This window comes from Pedobacter caeni, from assembly GCF_900129215.1.
Classification (GTDB): Bacteria; Bacteroidota; Bacteroidia; order Sphingobacteriales; family Sphingobacteriaceae; genus Pedobacter; species Pedobacter caeni.
In genome coordinates this window covers 290934-310521 of sequence record NZ_FQUQ01000008.1, presented here as the reverse complement: position 1 = coordinate 310521, position 19588 = coordinate 290934, and the positions used below count along the sequence as shown (strand labels likewise).

The following is a 19588-nucleotide window of genomic DNA, read 5'->3' as shown; positions in this document are numbered from 1 at the left end:
TTTGACGCAATGAAGCTAAATAAATTACTTTTACTCCTATTATTGGTATGCTCCGCAACAATCGCCGTTGCGCAAAACAGTTCAGAGCTTAAAAGAAAAAAGGAAGCTATTCAGCGTGAAATAGAACTCTTGCAGAGGAACCTCACTAAGACTGCAAAGAATAAGAAACTTACTCAGGCCCAGATCAATGCATTGAATACTCAAATCACTTTGATGCAGAACAAGATCACGGTCATCAACTCTGAGATCAAAAACCTTGACAATCAGATCCATGAGAATACCAATACCGTAATTAACTTAAAAGGGCAGCTTTCGCAGCTCAAAAAAGAATATGCAGGCATGATCCGTTTTGCACAACGCAACCGGAATGCCTACGAAAAGATCATGTTTGTCTTTGCAGCCAGCGATTTCAACCAGGCTTATAAGCGGATCAAATACCTTCAGCAGTTCGGTCAGTACCGTAAAAAGCAGGCCGGATATATTCAGGGAACACAAAAAGATCTGAATTATAAGATCGTTGTACTGGATAAAAATTTAAAGGAAAAAAGCAGTCTTCTGCACGAACAGGAGAATGAAAAAGATAAACTGGGCAAGAATAAAAACGAACAGGCTCAGGTACTGAATAAGATCAGTAAGCAGGAAAAGCAATACAAACAGGATATTGTAACCCGCAAGAAACAACAGGCACAGATCGATAGAAATATCCGTGCAGCCATTGCCCGTGAGATTGCCATTGCTAAAAAGAAAGCGGAAGAAGCAGCAAGGGCTGCGGAAAGAGCTGCCGCTGCAAAAGCTGCTGCCGAAAGGGCTGCTGCGATTGCCAGAGCGAAAGCTGAAAATAAACCAGCTCCTGTAGCTGCGGTGGCCAAGCCGAAAACGGTAACTGCCAATAGCAATAACAATTACCTGACTGCCACTCCGGAAGCTGCAAAACTGTCTGCTGCCTTTGAAAGCAACAGAGGCTCTTTACCATGGCCAGTGGCTACAGGTACCACTACAGAGAGCTTCGGTAAGCATAAAGAAGGTCAGGCGAGTTACGATAATGCAGGGATTACCATTCAAACGAGTGAAGGTGCTGCGGTAAGATCGGTATTTAACGGAAAAGTTACTAAAGTAGGAAATGCCCTTGGAAGGTATTATGTGCTGATCAAACACGGACAGTTCTTTACCGTTTATCAGAACCTGAAATCGGTGAGTGTAGGGCAGGGAGACGATGTGAGCACAAAACAGACCATTGGTACAGTGGCCTCATCGGGAGACATGCCGGAACTTCAATTCCAGATCTACAGAGGAACAGTTGCTCAGAATCCTGCAGGATGGCTTTCTGCAAAATAGAGGATTGAGCAAGAAATGTTTATATTTGTATTATAGATTTAAAAAATAGGGAGTAAAATGTATACAGGACCATTATTGGACTTCTTGAATATGGGTAGTGGAGAGATCATGCTCATTCTTGCTGCGGTGCTTTTGTTGTTTGGAGGTAAAAAATTACCCGAACTGGCACGTGGTTTAGGAAAAGGAATCCGTGATTTTAAAGATGCCTCGGAAGGGGTGAAAAGAGAAATCCACCGCAACATTAATTCCGTAGGTATAGTGGACGACATTGAGTCGGTGATTAAGGACAACAACAACGACCGTCACCACCCGACGGAATCCAGCCTGGATGAGCAAATGTATCCTGGCAGCAGTCCTGCGAAAGAAGGAATAGATTTAGAAAAAAAGGAAGTCGTTGCTGAGCCCAGCAATGAGAACCCTAGAATAGAAACAGATAAAACACAACTTTAACTAAAATATCATGTTAAACACAACCATATTAGCCGCTATTGGTGGCATGGAAATCGCCGTTATTCTTGTCATTGTATTGCTACTTTTCGGTGGTAAAAAAATTCCTGAATTGATGCGCGGTTTGGGTAAAGGTATTAAAGAATTTAAAGATGGAAAAGAAGGTGTGGACGGTACTGATGCAGTAGAACAAAACCGCACTAACAAACCTTTATAGGTTTTATAGTCCAATTTTTAAATTTAACCTATTCTTGAAATTTGAAGAAGTATAGCTCCTTATCAGAGATACAATCCCTTATTGCTCAAAAAAAACTAAGTTTATCTGAGCTTCTGGATCACTATTTTAAGCAAATAGAAAGTCATCAACACCTCAATGCTTTTAATGAGGTGTTTTTTTATTCTGCGGCCGCCCAGGCTAAAGCAGTACAGGAGAAGATTGATCAGGGAACTGCCGGCAAGCTGGCAGGGATGGTGATCGGTATTAAAGACAATATCTCTTATAAAGACCATGAGGTTACGGCCTCTTCCAAAATGCTGGAAGGTTTTATTTCTCCTTATTCCGCTACCGTTGTTGAACGTTTACTTGCCGAAGATGCCATCATCATCGGAAGGTTAAACTGTGACGAGTTTGCAATGGGTGGTTCTAATGAGACTTCTTATTATGGAGTGGTAAAAAATGCGGCTGATACTTCTCGTGTGGCCGGAGGTTCTTCAGGTGGATCTGCAGTAGCAGTACAGGCAGACCTTTGCTTATCGGCTCTGGGAACAGATACCGGTGGCTCTGTCAGACAACCAGCGGCATTTTGCGGATGTATCGGATTGAAGCCTACTTATGGCCGGATTTCCAGATATGGCGTGATTGCTTATGCTTCTTCTTTTGATCAGGTAGGAACCATTACTTCTTCGGTAAGCGATGCGGCCATTTTACTGGAAGTACTCGCAGGAGCAGACGATTATGACAGCACCGTTTCTCAAAGTGCAGTGCCGGATTATAAAGCTGCCCTGGCATCAGGAGGACCTAAAAAAATCGCAGTTTTAAAGGAAACGCTGGAAAGTGAAGCCCTGGATCCTGCCATAAAAGAAGCGATATTACAGGCAATTGAGCGTTTTAAAAGTCAGGGGCATACAGTGGAATATGTGTCTTTTGATTTGCTGGATTACCTGGTGCCTGCGTATTATGTATTGACCACGGCAGAGGCTTCTTCGAACTTATCCCGTTACGATGGGGTTCATTACGGACACCGGAATACGGAAGCAGCCAACCTGAACGATTTGTACAGGACTTCCAGGGCGGAAGGTTTTGGAGAGGAAGTGAAAAGAAGGATTCTTCTGGGAACTTTCGTGCTCAGCGCAGGATATTATGATGCTTATTATCAGAAAGCACAGCAGGTGAGAAGACTGATCCGTGAACGGATGGAGCAATTGCTGGTAGATTTTGATGTGATCTTAAGTCCCGTAACACCAACACCACCTTTTAAAATCGGAGAAAATATTGAAGATCCATTGGTCATGTATATGGCAGATATCTTTACCGTATTGGCTTCTTTGACGGGAATTCCGGCAATCGCTATCCCATTGGGCAATAATAAAGAAGGATTGCCGTTAAGTTTACAGCTTATGGCAAAGCACTTTAAGGAACAGGAACTACTTTCCCTGTCCCATACATTTTTAACCTAGACCCATGTCACGACACATTGTCTGTGAAACCTGCCTGCAAGTTTCATAGCCATTGAAGACAACTAAATGCCTATGAAAATAAATGTACTTTTTGCATCTTGTATTTTAGCACTAACCAGCTTTTCAGCAATTGCTCAGCAACAACAGGCTTTAATTCTAAACGACACTGTTTCAGTCCCTGTTTTACCGGAAACCCCAACTTTTTACAACCATAATTACGGCTACAAGGCCAGACTGGATTCCATTCAGAAAATGGTGCCGCTCAGTTATAATGAACATGTACAGAAATACATCGATATTTATAGCGGACGGAAAGACATGATGGGAAAAATGATCGGTCTTTCCGACTATTATTTTCCGGTTTTCGAGAAAGCATTAAAATATTATAATATTCCTGAGGAGATCAAATACCTGCCCATCATAGAATCTTCTATGAATGCACATGCGGTATCCAGAGTAGGTGCCACAGGTCTGTGGCAGTTCATGTTTGCAACAGCAAAAGATTATGGACTGAATATGGATAACTTTGTAGACGAAAGAAAAGACCCTATTCAGGCGAGCTATGCGGCAGCAGCTTATTTCAGAGATGCTTACGAAGAGCTGGGCGACTGGCTTCTGGCCATCGCGGCTTATAACTGCGGAATGGGAAATGTGAAAAAGGCGATGCTGAAAGCAGATTCCCAGGACTTCTGGGAAATCAGGGCTTACCTTCCTCTGGAGACCAGAAATTATGTGCCTGCATTTATTGCGGCAATCTATGTGATGAATTATCCGGGGCAACACCAGATCAGGGCGCAGAAATCACCATTTGTAAAAAATACCGACACAATTCATGTGAACCGCTTCGTTTCCCTTCCTCAACTGGCAGGGGCACTGAGCATCGATGAAGATGCTTTATGTAGCCTGAATCCTTCTTATAAGAAGAAAATTGTCAATGGAACAGAAATCGAACCTAAGCGGATCATCATTCCTAAAGTGAATATGGCTCAGTTTGCGCAGATCTATGAAGTGTTAAACAATACAGAACTGGATGTGAATCAGCATGTGGTATTGGCTTCCAATGACGACCGCAGAAGAAAGAAAAAAATCACTGAACGCCCTTTGGCTGAGGTTTCTTATCACAAAGTCCGGCCAGGACAGACCCTCAGCGCTATTGCGGATCAGTATCATGTGGAAGTTCAGGATTTAAAAGTCTGGAACGGACTCAAAGGCTCTTCGATTGTTCCGGGTCAAAAACTCAAAATCCACAATCCTAAATCTTCGAAAAAGCGGAAAATGGCTGTAAAAGGCTAATCACTGCTGCGCTATCCTGATTCTTTTTTATTTCTGGGCTAATTAAAAGATTGTAACTTTGGCCCTTTATAAATGACTGATTTATGAGTAAAATTAACAGGAAGCAAGATGCTTTGGACTACCACTCGCAAGGGCGACCGGGAAAAATACAGGTAATACCTACAAAACCAACCAACTCGCAGAGAGATCTGGCGTTGGCGTATTCACCGGGTGTGGCTGAGCCTTGTTTAAAGATTGCAGAAAACACAGAAGATGTTTATAAATATACAGCAAAAGGAAACCTGGTTGCTGTTATTAGTAATGGAACGGCGGTTTTAGGTCTTGGTGATATTGGTCCTGAAGCAGGTAAACCTGTAATGGAAGGTAAAGGCCTTCTTTTCAAGATTTTCGCCGATATCGATGTTTTCGACTTAGAACTGGATACCAAAAACGTTGATGATTTTGTTAAAATAGTAAAAGCCCTTGAGCCTACTTTCGGTGGGGTGAACTTAGAAGATATTAAAGCACCTGAATGCTTTGAAATTGAACGTCGTTTAAAAGAGGAGATGAATATCCCTGTAATGCACGATGATCAGCATGGTACAGCCATTATCTCAGCCGCAGCATTGATCAACGCCTGCGAATTGCAGAAAAAGAAAATGGATAAGATTAAGATTGTGGTAAATGGTGCCGGTGCTGCCGCGATTTCCTGTACCCGTCTTTACGTTTCTTTAGGTGCTAAAAAAGAAAATATCGTGATGTGCGACCGTAATGGCGTGATCCGTGATAACAGGGAAAACCTGGATGCCATTAAAGCAGAATTTGCAACTTCAAGAGCACTGACTACACTTGCAGATGCCATGAAAGATTCGGATGTATTCATCGGTCTTTCTTCGGCAGATTGCGTAACGGTAGACATGTTGAAATCAATGGCGAAAAACCCGATTGTTTTCGCAATGGCTAACCCTAACCCGGAGATTGCTTATGAACTGGCCATCAGCTCCCGTAAGGATTTGATTATGGCAACAGGACGTTCCGATTATCCTAACCAGGTGAACAATGTACTGGGTTTTCCATACATCTTCAGGGGAGCATTGGATGTAAGGGCAACGAGCATCAATGAGGAAATGAAAATTGCAGCAGTGAAGGCAATTGCTGAACTGGCCAAAAAATCTGTTCCTGAGGCTGTAAATATGGCCTATAATGAAAAGAATATTAAATTCGGTAAGGACTATATCATTCCAAAACCGGTGGATTTGCGTCTGATGACCAATGTTTCTTCTGCAGTGGCTAAAGCGGCAATAGAATCTGGTGTGGCACGTAAAGTGATTACCGATTGGGATGCGTACACCGAAGAGTTGAAACAACGCCTTGGAATGGATGATGCAATTATGCGTGCCATCACCAATAAAGCGAAGTCTGACCCTAAGCGTGTGGTGTTTACAGAGGCCGATAACTATAAAATCCTGAAAGCAGCTCAGATTGTAAAAGATGAAAATATTGCCATTCCAATTTTATTGGGAAATAAAGAAATCATCAAACAAATCATTGAAGAGAATGCTTTGGAACTGGATGGCGTGGAAATCATGGATCCTTTCTTAGAGCCTGAGCGCATGAAAAAATATGCGGAAGCTTTGTATCAAAAGAGACAAAGAAGAGGCGTAACCTTGTTTGAGGCAAATAAATTTTTGCGCGACAGGAATTATTTCGGTGCTTCAATGGTAGAATTTGGTGAAGCAGATGCCATGATCTCTGGTCTGACCAAGAATTATGTATCTACGATTAAGCCTGCATTACAGGTGATCGGTACAGAGCCGGGTGTAAACCGGGTTGCAGGAATGTACATGATGATGACCAAAAAAGGACCCGTATTTTTCGGTGATACCACCGTTAATGTAGACCCTACTGTAGAGGAATTGGTAGACATCACTTTGTTACTGGAACGTGCGGTACGTAAGTTCAATATCCAACCTAGAATTGCCTTACTTTCGTACTCAAACTTCGGTTCGAACGAAGGAGTAGTACCTGAAAAAGTAAGAAAAGCAGTAAAAATTCTTCACGAAAAGCACCCTGATATTATCGTAGACGGTGAAATGCAAGGAAATTTCGCAATTAACAATTCTTTGCTGAAAGATAACTTTCCTTTTAGTAGCTTAGTAGATGCTCCCGCAAATACCCTGGTATTCCCGAACCTGGAGTCCGGAAATATCGCATACAAGCTATTACAGGAACTGGGTGGTGCAGAAGCAGTTGGTCCGATCTTACTTGGACTGAACAAACCTGTTCATATTGTTCAGTTGGGAAGTTCGGTTCGTGAGATTGTCAACATGGTGACTTTAGCTGTTCTTGATGTGCAGTCGAAAGAGCAGGAAGCAAACGCCAGAAAAGGCGGTTTATTAAAAAGAATAACTAAGAAATAAGCAATTATGTTTGAATATATTGATGGTAAGCTGACCTTTAAATGCCCCGCTTATATTGTTGTGGAGGCCGGAGGAATTGGTTACCATATCAATATTTCACTGAATACTTATAGCAGTCTGGCTGATGTGGAACGTTGCAAGGTATATACCTGGCTCCACGTGAAAGAAGATGCACATACTTTATACGGATTTGCAGATGAGGGAGAGCGCAGGCTCTTCCTTCATCTGATCTCTGTTTCCGGAATCGGACCCAATACGGGGAGGATGATGCTCTCATCTATTACGCCTACAGAAATTCAAACAGCTATTGTGAATGGTGATTTGCCTTTAATCCAGCGGATTAAGGGAATTGGTGTGAAATCTGCCCAGCGCTTAGTGCTGGAATTGCAGGATAAATTGAAGAAAGAAGGTACCGGATCATTGATCGCAGCACCTTTAAATAATACTGTTAGAGAAGAAGCTTTATCCGCTTTGATGATGCTGGGCTTTGCAAAGCAACCCGCAGAGAAATCAATTGATAATGCAGTGAAAAACGGTGGTGTGGACTTATCAGTAGAACAAATGATTAAAATAGCCTTGAAGAACTTATAAACTTACCCTTGAGAACCTTATTAACGCTCCTTCTTATTTTTCTTCTCTGCCTTGGCGGACAGCAAGCATTTTCCCAAACGGGAACGCCCGGAAAAAGAACCGATACTACTAAGAACTCCTTCAGTCTGAAGGAAAAACAACGATTAGGACTCCGAAACCTAAACAATTCTTTTAAACCCCTTCCGGAAAATGTGAAGCGGGAAGTCGAATACGACGCAAAAAACAGAAGATATATCATCAGGCAACTGATTGGTAACCGACTCTTTGCTGCACCCCAATACCTGACTGTTGAAGAATATCAGCGCCTGGTGAACAGTGAGATGAAACGGGACAACTGGCGGATGTATTCCAGTGAAGAATTAAATGAAGTCAGAAAAAATGGGTTCATTCCAAGCCTTAAAATCAATAGTAAGGCTTTTGAACGTATTTTTGGAGGCACAACGATAGATATTCAGCCTCGTGGAGAAGCCGAACTGACCTTTCTTGGCAGAATCAATAAAAACGAAAATCCGCTGTTCAATGAACGCCAAAGGGTACAGTCGAACTTCGACTTTAACCAGCGTATCCAGATGGATGTCATCGGAAATATTGGTACACGGATGAAAATCAATATGAACTACAATACGGAAGCTCAGTTTGATTTTGAAAACCAGGTGAAACTGGACTATACCGGAGGGAAGGATGACATCATTCAGAAGATCGAAGCGGGAAATGTTAGCTTACCGCTGAACACGACCCTAATCAATGGAACACAGGCCTTATTCGGGGTTAAAACACAATTACAATTCGGGAAACTTAGTGTGAGCTCGGTCTTCTCTCAGCAGAAATCCCAATCCCGTGAGATCCGCATTAACAACGGAGCTCAGCAGAATGAATACCGCGTAACTGTGGACAATTATGAAGCGAATAAACACTATTTCTTAGCGCAGTATTTTAGAAATAACTACAATAAAACCTTATCAACCCCGCCTACGATTACCTCCGGGGTGCTCATTACCAAAATCGAGGTCTGGATCACCAATAAAACAGGAAATACACAGGATTCCAGAGATGTACTCGGGTTTATTGACCTTGCTGAAAATGCACCTTTTAACCCAACCATAGCGGGTGGAGGATCGGCCTTGCCTTCGGCATTTGACAATCCTCAGTTTCCAAGGCAATCCAACGACCTTCTGTCGCAATTGCCTCCAGGAGCAAGGGAGACAAATTCCAATGACATCATTGGTTTCTTTGCTGCAAATAAAGGAACAGACAATTATGCCAAGCTGACCTATGCGCGGAAATTGGCCGACAGGGAATATACCTTTCATCCTCAACTGGGATACATCTCCCTGAACAATGCTTTAAATACAGATGAAGTATTGACAGTAGCCTACCGTTATACCTATCGTGGGCTAGAATATCAGGTGGGAGAGTTCTCGACTGATGTTTCCTTTGATCAGGCGAAACCAAAGGTATTGTATACGAAATTATTAAAAAACGAAACAACAAAAACCATTCTGCCTACCTGGGACCTGATGATGAAAAACATCTATTCTATTGGCGGTTACCAGATCAGCCCGATGAACTTTAAGCTGGACATCTTCAGGATTGATGACAAGACCGGGGTAGAGAAACCATACATTGATGAGGGCGAGAAGCTGGATGCCGACCGCAGGCCATTGAAAAACAAACAATGGATTCAGGTAATGGGTTTAGACCGTTTGAACCAGCAAAGAGAACGGAGTCCGGATGGGATTTTTGACTTTGAAGCCGAGAACAAACCTTTTGGCTCTAACCAGAACATTGCCTTTAATACCCCGATTAATAACAACAACAATCCTAATGGAGGAAATACAAATGGCTCCAATACCAACCTGAGTAATTTCTCTACGAATACCAGCAATGGTTATGTAACGATAGATCCATTGAACGGACGGATTATCTTTCCATTGATTGAGCCTTTTGGTAAAGATTTAGCGAGTCAGTTTAGTCCGGCAGAGCAGGCATTGATTGACAAGTACACCTATCAAGCTTTATATGATACGACCAAGGTGATTGCCCAGCAATCGTTTACGAAACAAAACAGGTATATCATTAAGGGCGCTTACCAAAGTCGGGTGGCCTCAGAGTTCAGCTTAAATGCGATCAATGTTCCGGAAGGATCGGTAAAAGTATTCGCGGGAACAATCCCCCTTCAGGAAGGTGTGGATTATACGGTGGATTACCAGGGAGGTAGGGTAAGGATATTGAATACTGCGATCCTTATTTCCGGTCAGCCGATAAAGATTTCTACAGAAAATAATGAGCTTTTTGGTTTGCAGCAACGCTCGCTGTTTGGAACCAGGCTGGACTATAAGGTAAACAATAAGCTGAACCTGGGGGGTACGATTATGAACCTCACAGAAAAGCCGCTTACGCCAAAAGTAAACCTTGGCGAAGAGCCGATCTCAAACACGATGTGGGGATTGGACCTGAACTACAGCTCTCCTTCCAGGTTCTTAACAAAGCTGGTGGATAAGTTGCCCTTCATTTCTACTAAAGTACCATCGAGCTTTACGGTCTCAGGAGAGTTTGCACAACTGATTCCCGGACACCCTTCTGCTTTGAACTTCGGTGGTAAAAAGGGTGGGGTAAGTTATCTGGATGATTTTGAAGCATCGCGTTCGATCATTGACCTGAAAAGTGCGGTTGCATGGCAGTTGTCGGGTACGCCTCAGATGTTTTCTGAATCTTCAAGAATCAATGACCTGAGCTATGGATACAATAGGGCGCTGATTGCTTTTTATAACATCGACCCTATCTTTTACAACAAGAGTGACGCAACTCTTCCTTCCGCATTGAGGAATAATAAAAACGAACTTTCCAATCACTATGTGCGTCAGGTGGTGGAACAGGAAGTATTCCCTTTTAAAGAAATCGGTACGGGACAGCCTTTTGCATTGCCTACTTTAGATGTGGCGTTTTATCCGACTGTTCGTGGTCCTTACAATTACACGCCTACAGGCTTTAATCCTACAGGTGCCCTGAATAACCCGCGTTCCCGCTGGGGAGGTTTATTCAGAAGAATAGAAACCAATGATTTTGAAGCTTTGAACATTGAGTTTATCGAGCTTTGGGTGATGGATCCGAATATCTATAAGCCCAATTCTGCCGGTGGGGATCTGTACTTCAACATTGGTAACATCTCGGAGGATATTTTGAAAGACGGACGCAAGTCGTTGGAAAATGGTTTGCCTGCAGATGGTGATCCTAATAAATTTGAGGAAACCGTTTGGGGAAGAGTGCCAAAATTACAACCGGTAGTTCAGGCATTTGACAATAGTCCGGATGCACGTAAAGCACAGGATGTTGGTCTCGACGGAATGGGCAATGCGGATGAACAGAGAAAGTTTAGTACGTTAATCAATCAGATCAAAGGACAGCTAAACCCTGATGCCGCTGCTCAGCTTGAGAGGGATCCCTCATCTGATGATTATACTTACTTCAGAGGACCAGACCTTGACCGTGAAAATGCAGGGATCTTAAAACGTTACCAGAAATATAACGGAACGGAAGGAAACTCAAAAACAGCACAGCAGTCGCAGGCTGAACTGGGTGTGGAAAACTCTGCTTCAACTTCTCTGCCTGATGGTGAAGACATCAACAGGGATAACAACATGACACAGTCTGACGAGTATTTCCAGTATAAGGTATCTATGCGTCCGGCTGATCTGATGGTAGGATCGAAATATGTGACCGATAAAGTGACTTCACAGGTGAAACTGGCGAATGGGCAGACACAAGCGGTTACCTGGTATCAGATCCGTATTCCTTTGGCACAATATGACGAGAAAGTTGGAGGCATTCAGGATTTTAAATCGATCCGTTTCATTCGGATGTTCATGACCAATTTCGCAGATACTACGATCCTGAGGTTCGGTAAAATCCAGTTGGTAAGAGGAGAATGGAGACAATACAATGCGCTTAATGAAGCTTCACAGACCATCGTTGATCCGGGTTTAGGAACCATCAGTCCTGATGCTTCTACGATTGAAGTAGCCACTGTAAATATTGAAGAAAACGGTAAGCGTACTCCAATCCCTTATGTGATCCCTCCGGGAATCGAAAGGGAACGTGATTTCAGTAATTACCGCGGAGATACACGCCAGAATGAGCAGTCTTTATCGGTAACGATTAAACAGCTTCGTGATGGTTATGGCCGTGCAGCTTTTAAAACCGCGTTTAACGATTTCAGGTCTTACAAACATCTGGAGATGTATATCCATGCGGAAGCCTTAGGTTCAACGATTCTGAACGACAATGACCTGAGCGCATTTTTACGCATTGGTACAGATAATCAGGACAATTACTACGAATATTCGCAGCCTTTGAAGGTGACACTTCCGGGAACGAGTGATCCGGGAAACATCTGGCCGGAACAGAATAAAATGGACATCCAGCTGGAGTTGTTCCAGAAAGCCAAACTGGCAAGAAATAATGCAAAGACAAATACCGGCGCTCCATGGCCGATTAACATTCCTTTTAACTATATCGTAGACGGTAAAGTGATCACGGTAAAAGGGCAGCCGGATATGAGTAAGGTGAGGGTCTATATGCTTGGGGTGAAGAACCCATATAAGAATGTGACCGGCAATGACGATGGGCAGGATAAGACGGCAGTGGTCTGGTTTAATGAGCTTCGCTTAACAGAGTTTGATGAGCGCGGAGGTTGGGCAGCTACAGCGAGGTTAAGTGCGAAACTGGCTGACTTTGCGGATGTGAATGTTTCGGGAAGTAAATCGACGATTGGATTTGGTTCACTGGAAACCCGTGTGAGTGAAAGAAACAGAGCAGACAATGTCTTCTTTGACATTTCTTCCAGCATGGAGCTTGGTAAATTTTTCCCTAAAAAAGCAGGGATCAAGGTGCCGATGTTTATCAGTTATTCGAGCCAGGTAAGTACACCTCAGTACAACCCAAGTATGCCGGATATTGAGTTGAAAAATGCATTGGATGCAGCGACGAAATCACAGCGTGATTCTATCCTGAACTTTGCACAGGACTTCACCACAAGGAGCAGCATCAACTTCACCAATGTGAGAAAAGAAAGAACCAATCCGGATCAAAAGCCAAAGATCTGGGATATAGAAAACTTCAATGTCAGCTATGCCTATACCAAATATTCGCATAGAGATTTCATTATAGAAAACAACTTCCAGAAAACATACCGTGGTTCCCTGGCTTACAATTATGCGGGGCCGACAAAAACTTATGAGCCTTTTAAAAAGCTGATCAAGTCGAACAAACTGGCCTTGTTAAAGGATTTCAATTTCAGTCTGATGCCTACGGCGATTAATTTCAGAATTGATGTGGACCGCTTCTATTCGGAAAACAACCTGAGAAACAATGACCCGATGAATTCTATTCCTGTAAACACCACTTTCAATAAAAACTTCCTGGTATCGAGGGTTTACGGAATTGCATGGAACCTGAGTAAATCATTGACCCTGGATATCGATGCAACCAATTATTCGATCATCGATGAACCTTATGGACGGATAGAGGGATTGAAAAGAGATACTTTATGGCAAAACATGATGAAACTGGGCAGGACAACGGATTATAACCACAACCTGAACATTACTTATGCACTGCCAATCAATAAGATTCCCGGCATGGACTGGATCAATGTAGCCACACGTTACGGAACCAATTTCAACTGGCAAACTGAACCGCTTTCTACCCTGAGAGATCCAAACATCAATCTTGGAAATACAGTGCAAAACTCAAGAACGATCCAGATTAACCCGACGTTTAACCTGGCTTCACTTTACAATAAATTTGGTTTCGTCAGGAAATCGGGTTCAGGAGGAGCAGGGGCTGCACAGACCGGGTCTGGTGTGTTGGTCGGTTTGCTTACGAGTATCAAAAATGTGGTGGGTGCCTATACGCAGACCAAAGGAACTTTCTTGCCTGGTTATTTACCAAAAACAAATGTTTTCGGGATAGATAATGCCACAGGTGCTCCCGGACTGGGCTTTGTTTTAGGAAGTCAGCGGGACATCAGGGAAGAAGCATTGAGAAGAGGATGGATCACGACAGATACTTTGCAATCTCAGCTTTACATCAATACCATGAGAGAAGACCTGAGCATTACAAGTTTAATCGAACCAATCAAAGACCTGACCATCACGCTGACAGCGAACAGGAATAAGACGATGAACTATTCTACGAATTTCAGGTATGACGACCTGAGCAAAGGGTTCCAGAATTTCAGTCCTTTTACAACAGGTGATTACAGCGTTTCCTTCATCAGTCTGGGAACGGCATTCTCGGAACAATCAGGAAGTACGATGTCTAAATTGTTTGAAACGTTTATGTCCAACCGATCGGTGATCTCCCAAAGATTGGGTTCAGAAAACCCCAACTCTGCAGGAACAAGAGGAGGTTATGCCGATGGTTACGGACAGAACTCACAGGACGTGGTGATCTCTGCCTTCCTGGCGGCTTATACCGGCAAGAGCGCTTCTTCCTCAAGCCTGAATTCTATGCCTAACATTCCATTGCCAAACTGGCGTTTGAACTACAGGGGGCTAACGAGAATCGCTTACCTTGCGGAACACTTCAGTTCGATTGATCTGAGGCATTCTTACCGCTCGGTTTACAGCATCAACAGCTTTAACTCTTTATTAAAATATCAGGAACGTAATGGCATGTCGAGCAGCAGGGATCAGAACGATAACTTCCTTCCGAAATACCAATATGCACAGGTGACGATTGCGGAACAGTTTTCGCCACTGATCGGAATAGATACCCGTTTGAAGAATAACCTGACCGCAAACTTTGAGATTGGCAGAACACGTTTATTAGGGCTGAGCCTGGCCAATAGCCAGCTGGCACAACTCACAGAAAATAACATGGTATTCGGTCTGGGCTATCGTACCACGAAGTTTCGCTTCCCTTTCGGCTTGTTTAAACAATTGAAAATGGACAACAATATGGACTTTAAACTGGATATTGCCATCAGGGACAATAAGACGGTGATCTATCGTGCGGATATTCTGGAAGCAGAAGTTTCCTCGGGAGCAAAGAACATCACCTTAAGACCAAGTGTGGATTATATCCTGAACCAACGTTTTAACGTAAGGGTGTTCTACGATTCTAACATTACCAAACCATATACTTCTCAGACGTTCAATACTTCATTTAGTAATTTTGGATTTAGTCTGAGGGTAACACTGAATTAGAAAAGACTTTCATTTTGCCGCTTTACGCGCATATATTCTTAGAAATATATGCGCGTTTTTTATTGCCTTTACTTTTGGCCTCCTTTGTAGCCCTATGAAATTTGTATATTTAATTCCCGGATTGCAAATAGACCTAAGGTTGGGGCGTTTGCTAAATAAGCTAAGTGATGTGGAGCGACAGGTATAATTATTACAATATACAAAGTGATGAAGGTTACACTAAAAATGTAGCGCGGGAGAGGTTGTTGCAGCTTTTTCTGAACACCGGAAATTTCCTTCAGAAAGATCATCAGACCTTAGGTAACGCTGATCATTTTCCCTGGCTGGAAATTGTGTTGGCTGAAACAAAAGATGGTAGTTTTGCCACCTCTGAAAGGGAAGTCCCTGATGTGAATCTGATTGCAATTGTTTGCGCCAAAGGAGCACATATTGACCAGCAGGTTTATCTGAAAATTTTCCTGGAAATAGCCGGGGCACTGAGCTGGAAACTCTATTTGGAAGAGGATGACGAAGGAAATGAAGATGTTGAAATTAAAAATAATATGAATACTTATAAATAATAGTAAATTCGCAGAGGATAACGCGTGTTTTTTGCTGATTCCTATTTAAGTAACACATGATTTTTGTGCGTAACTAATTTATTATTAATATTATATAAAATGAATTTTCCATCAGAACTAAAGTACACTAAAGACCACGAATGGGTTAAGATTGAAGGTAACGAAGCCTATATCGGTATTACTGATTTTGCACAACGTGAGTTAGGTGATATTGTATACATCGATATCAATACCGTAGGTGATGAAGTAAGTAAAGACGATGTTTTCGGAACAGTGGAAGCTGTTAAAACGGTATCTGATTTATTTATGCCATTAACTGCAACCGTATTGGAAACCAATGCAGAATTGAATGACAATCCTGAACTGGTAAATTCTGATCCTTATGGAAAAGGCTGGATGGTGAAAGTATCGATCTCAGACGCTGCACAAGTGGATGGTTTATTAGATGCTGATGCTTATAAAGCCCTTGTAGGAGCTTAGTCAATGAACAACATAAAAGCGTTAAAATATCAGATCTGGGCCATAGTATGGACAGTTGTTATTTTGATCCTTTGCAATATAGAAATGCCTGCCTCTAATGGGACAGGCTTTTTTTTTGAAGGATTTGACAAGATGGTGCATCTGGGATTTTTCTTTGTCCTTACGATACTACTGTTTTACGGGAGAATCAAATACAGACATAACTATAGTTTTCGCTCACTGACTATATTTAAGGTGATCCTGATCACCGCAGCATTGGGAGGAGCGATAGAGATGCTGCAATGGAAAGTGTTTACCTACAGGTCTGCAGAATGGTGGGATTTTGCCTGCGACATGATCGGTGTATTTATGGGCGTTTTCAGCTTTATACTCTTACATAAATCTCATTATAATGAAAAAGAATCTCAGTAGATTTTTCCTGTTGATACTGGTACTTACAGCGAGCAGCTGCAGTATTTTTAAGCCAGGCTGTAAGTGTCCTCCGGTAAGTTATCGCAGCTACCCGCAGCGATAAAAACTGCCTGTATTCATTATGTTACTTTATCGTGACTTTTGGATTGCAGAATTCATCCTTTAGCTGCCCTGAAAGCCCTTTCCGGTAGGTCAGGGTGTTTTCGTTTATTTGGAACTATTATAAATTAAGCCTAAATTGCGCCTTGATTAGAGAAGGAATCAATATTGTCCTTCAAGAATTAAAATAAATTAATAAAGATGAAACTTTCACAATTGAATCCAGGGGAACGAGGAACTATAGTGGCATTTACTGATTTAGAAATGTCTGTTAAACTAATGGAGATGGGCTGTTTGCCTGGAGAAGTTGTAGAAGTGGAACGGTTTGCCCCACTGGGCGATCCGATTGCCATCCGTGTTTCAGGTTATCAGCTTTGCTTGCGTAAAAGCGAAGCATCGAGTATTATAATTCAGTAGTAATTTGGCAAAGGATTTGAAAATAGCTCTGGTTGGGAATCCCAATACAGGCAAGTCTACTCTTTTTAATCTGCTCACAGGATTAAATCAAAAAATTGGAAATTTTCCGGGTATTACCGTTGATAAAAAGGTCGGTTACTGCAAGCTTCCTGATGGCAGACGCGCAGAGGTGACCGATTTACCGGGTACCTATAGTTTATACCCTAAAAGTAAGGATGAAAGTATTGTCTTCCAGGTATTGGCCGACAAGAACAATTCCAGTTATCCTGATATGGTGGTATTGGTTGCCGATGCGACCAATCTGCGAAGAAATTTATTGCTTTACTCGCAGGTAGCCGACCTGCAGCTGCCGGTTATACTGGCGCTTAACATGACCGACCTGGCTAAAAAGGAAGGGATTAATGTAAATGTTAACCTGCTTGCGGAAAGATTGGGCATCCAGATTGTCGCGATCTCTGCGAGAAGTAATACCGGGCTTACCGAGCTGAAGCAAGCGATCGGCAATACCACAAAGATTGCCACGCAGTTAAAAGGTACCGATGTACTTGCCCTGGCTCCTGAAGCGATTCAGAAAGTCAAAGCCAAGATCGGAACAGAGAATGACTATTTTGCATTGCAGGTATTACACCAGCATTATAACCTGGATCATTTTTCTGAGGTAGACCATGCAGGATTTGATCAAATCAAAAAAGCAACTGGTTTTGAAACCTCTAAATTGCAAACTGAGGAGACGGTTGCACGTTACCGGGATCTGGGAAAGGCCCTGACGGGGGTAATTGAAGATACCGGAGCAGCAAAGAAGTTTGCTTTCAGTGATAAAATCGATTCGGTCCTGACCAATAGGTTTTGGGGGCTGATTATATTTATGGGATTGCTGTTCTTCCTGTTTAATGCCATCTTCTCCTGGTCGGCTTATCCGATGGAGATGATTGAATTTATCTTTGCGAAACTGCAGGAACTGGGACATGAATATTTACCTGCCGGACAGCTCAGTGATTTATTGCTGGATGGGGTGCTTGCAGGTTTAGGCGGAATTGTGGTTTTCATCCCTCAGATCGCCATCCTCTTTGCTTTTATCTCTATTCTTGAAGACACAGGTTATATGGCCAGGGTGACCTTTATGATGGATAGAATCATGAGAAAATTTGGTTTGAGCGGTAAATCTGTCGTTCCAATGATCGGAAGTCTGGCCTGTGCCGTTCCCTCCATCATGAGTGCCCGAAACATAGAAAACTGGAAAGACCGTATCATTACCATTATGGTGGCTCCTTTGGTGAGTTGCTCTGCAAGGTTGCCTGTGTATACCTTATTGATCAGCCTTGTTGTTCCTGAAAAAATGATTTGGGGATTCATTAACCTTCAGGGCTTAACCTTGATGGGAATGTACCTGATCAGTATTGTCGCAGCTATACTTGTGGCTTTTGTGATGAAGTTTATCCTGAAAGCAAAAGAGAAATCTTATTTCATCATGGAGATGCCGGTCTATAGAATGCCAAGGTGGGGGAATGTGCTTTTTACCATGTACGATAAGTCTAAAACCTTTGTATTGCAGGCAGGTAAAGTGATCATTGCCATTTCTATTGTGTTATGGGTAATGGCCACTTATGGTCCTTCAGAACGCTTTGAAGCAATTGAGAAAAAATATGCTGCTATAGAGGCGCAAAAAGATAGTGTGCAGATTTCCACGCTGGAAAGAGATAAGTCGGCTGAGAAGCTTGAAAATTCGTATGCAGGGATTCTGGGCCATGCCATAGAGCCGGCAATCCGGCCATTGGGGTTTGACTGGAAGATTGGTATCGCATTGATCACTTCATTTGCTGCAAGGGAAGCCTTTGTGGGAACGATGGCCACCATTTACAGTGTGGAAGGGGGAGACGAGAATGTATTGCAGATACGGGACAGCATGCGACAAGCGGTAAATCCGGCAACAGGCTTACCGGTGTTTACTTTTGCTACAGGATTTTCTCTGATGTTGTTTTATGCCTTTGCCATGCAGTGTATGAGTACGGTAGCGGTTGTGTTCAGGGAAACGAAATCCTGGAAGTGGCCGATCATACAGCTGGTATATATGACGGTAATGGCTTATATAGCCGCTTTGATTGCTTATCAGCTTTTAAAATAATATATTGAATCCTAAAATACACAGGTCATGAATAAAAGAATGGAAAAATTGCTCAATGAGCAGATCAATTTAGAGATGTATTCGGCAAATGCCTATTGGGCAATGTGTTCCTGGTTTTCTGATAAAGACCTCGATGGATTTGCCAACTATTTTAAAGTTCAGGCAAAAGAAGAACTTTTCCATGCAGAAAAGCAATTCAATTATATTCATGATGTTGGGGGTAAGGTAACGATCGGAGCGATTCAACAACCTGAATCTGATTTCAATTCCGTGCTGGAAGTTTTTGAAATTACCCTGTCACATGAAAAGGCAGTGACCAAAAGCATCGGGAATTTAATCAAAGCAGCATTTGAAGAAAGTGATTTCGCTACGCATACTTTTTTACAATGGTTCGTTACCGAACAGGTAGAAGAAGAAGCTACCGTATCTCAAATCATCAGTAAGCTGAAAATGATCGGTGACAATTCTTCTGCATTATATCTGCTGAATACAGAATTGGCTCAAAGGACATTTAATGCAGCTACAGGTGGTGCAGCCTAAGCGTCTCTT

14 protein-coding genes are annotated in these 19588 nt (G+C 42.6%); all 14 read left to right on the top strand.

Going from position 1 to position 19588, the window contains the following annotated elements; translation table 11 throughout:
* Positions 1-9 precede the first annotated feature (9 nt).
* The gene (locus BUC20_RS31885) at positions 10-1335 is read left to right on the top strand and encodes a murein hydrolase activator EnvC family protein (protein WP_073238352.1); all 1326 of its coding nucleotides are present in this window, start codon (positions 10-12) and stop codon (positions 1333-1335) included.
* A 57-nt stretch (positions 1336-1392) separates the two neighbouring features.
* A complete protein-coding gene (locus tag BUC20_RS34420; protein WP_073238350.1) occupies positions 1393-1785 on the top strand; it encodes a twin-arginine translocase TatA/TatE family subunit in 393 nt (130 codons plus the stop codon).
* 10 nt (positions 1786-1795) lie between these two features.
* Complete coding sequence (locus tag BUC20_RS31875) at positions 1796-1999, top strand: Sec-independent protein translocase subunit TatA/TatB (RefSeq protein ID WP_073238347.1); 204 nt, start codon at positions 1796-1798, stop codon at positions 1997-1999.
* Positions 2000-2040: 41 nt separating this feature from the next.
* Positions 2041-3459: an Asp-tRNA(Asn)/Glu-tRNA(Gln) amidotransferase subunit GatA gene (gatA, locus tag BUC20_RS31870; RefSeq protein WP_073238344.1), complete on the top strand. Its 1419-nt coding sequence runs from the start codon at positions 2041-2043 to the stop codon at positions 3457-3459.
* Positions 3460-3531: 72 nt separating this feature from the next.
* Positions 3532-4752 carry a lytic transglycosylase domain-containing protein gene (locus BUC20_RS31865; RefSeq protein WP_073238341.1) on the top strand — a complete coding sequence of 407 codons (1221 nt, stop codon included), beginning with the start codon at positions 3532-3534 and terminating at the stop codon, positions 4750-4752.
* 83 nt (positions 4753-4835) lie between these two features.
* Positions 4836-7151: an NADP-dependent malic enzyme gene (locus BUC20_RS31860; protein WP_073238338.1), complete on the top strand. Its 2316-nt coding sequence runs from the start codon at positions 4836-4838 to the stop codon at positions 7149-7151.
* A 6-nt stretch (positions 7152-7157) separates the two neighbouring features.
* Entirely contained in the window at positions 7158-7742 is a 585-nt protein-coding gene (ruvA, locus tag BUC20_RS31855) for a Holliday junction branch migration protein RuvA (protein WP_069378652.1), read from the top strand.
* 8 nt (positions 7743-7750) lie between these two features.
* A complete protein-coding gene (sov, locus tag BUC20_RS31850; protein WP_073238336.1) occupies positions 7751-14950 on the top strand; it encodes a T9SS outer membrane translocon Sov/SprA in 7200 nt (2399 codons plus the stop codon).
* A 164-nt stretch (positions 14951-15114) separates the two neighbouring features.
* Positions 15115-15510 (top strand): hypothetical protein, encoded by a 396-nt coding sequence (locus BUC20_RS31845; RefSeq protein ID WP_143166984.1) that lies wholly within the window; start codon positions 15115-15117, stop codon positions 15508-15510.
* 99 nt (positions 15511-15609) lie between these two features.
* Complete coding sequence (gcvH, locus tag BUC20_RS31840; protein WP_073238331.1) at positions 15610-15990, top strand: glycine cleavage system protein GcvH; 381 nt, start codon at positions 15610-15612, stop codon at positions 15988-15990.
* A gap of 3 nt (positions 15991-15993) precedes the next feature.
* Complete coding sequence (locus tag BUC20_RS31835; protein WP_073238328.1) at positions 15994-16401, top strand: VanZ family protein; 408 nt, start codon at positions 15994-15996, stop codon at positions 16399-16401.
* Positions 16402-16701: 300 nt separating this feature from the next.
* A complete protein-coding gene (locus BUC20_RS31830; protein ID WP_073238326.1) occupies positions 16702-16917 on the top strand; it encodes a FeoA family protein in 216 nt (71 codons plus the stop codon).
* Positions 16918-16933: 16 nt separating this feature from the next.
* On the top strand, positions 16934-19039 hold the full coding sequence (feoB, locus tag BUC20_RS31825; protein ID WP_234994636.1) for a ferrous iron transport protein B: 2106 nt from the start codon (positions 16934-16936) through the stop codon (positions 19037-19039).
* 27 nt (positions 19040-19066) lie between these two features.
* A complete protein-coding gene (locus BUC20_RS31820) occupies positions 19067-19579 on the top strand; it encodes a ferritin (RefSeq protein WP_073238320.1) in 513 nt (170 codons plus the stop codon).
* The last annotated feature ends 9 nt before the right edge of the window (positions 19580-19588 follow it).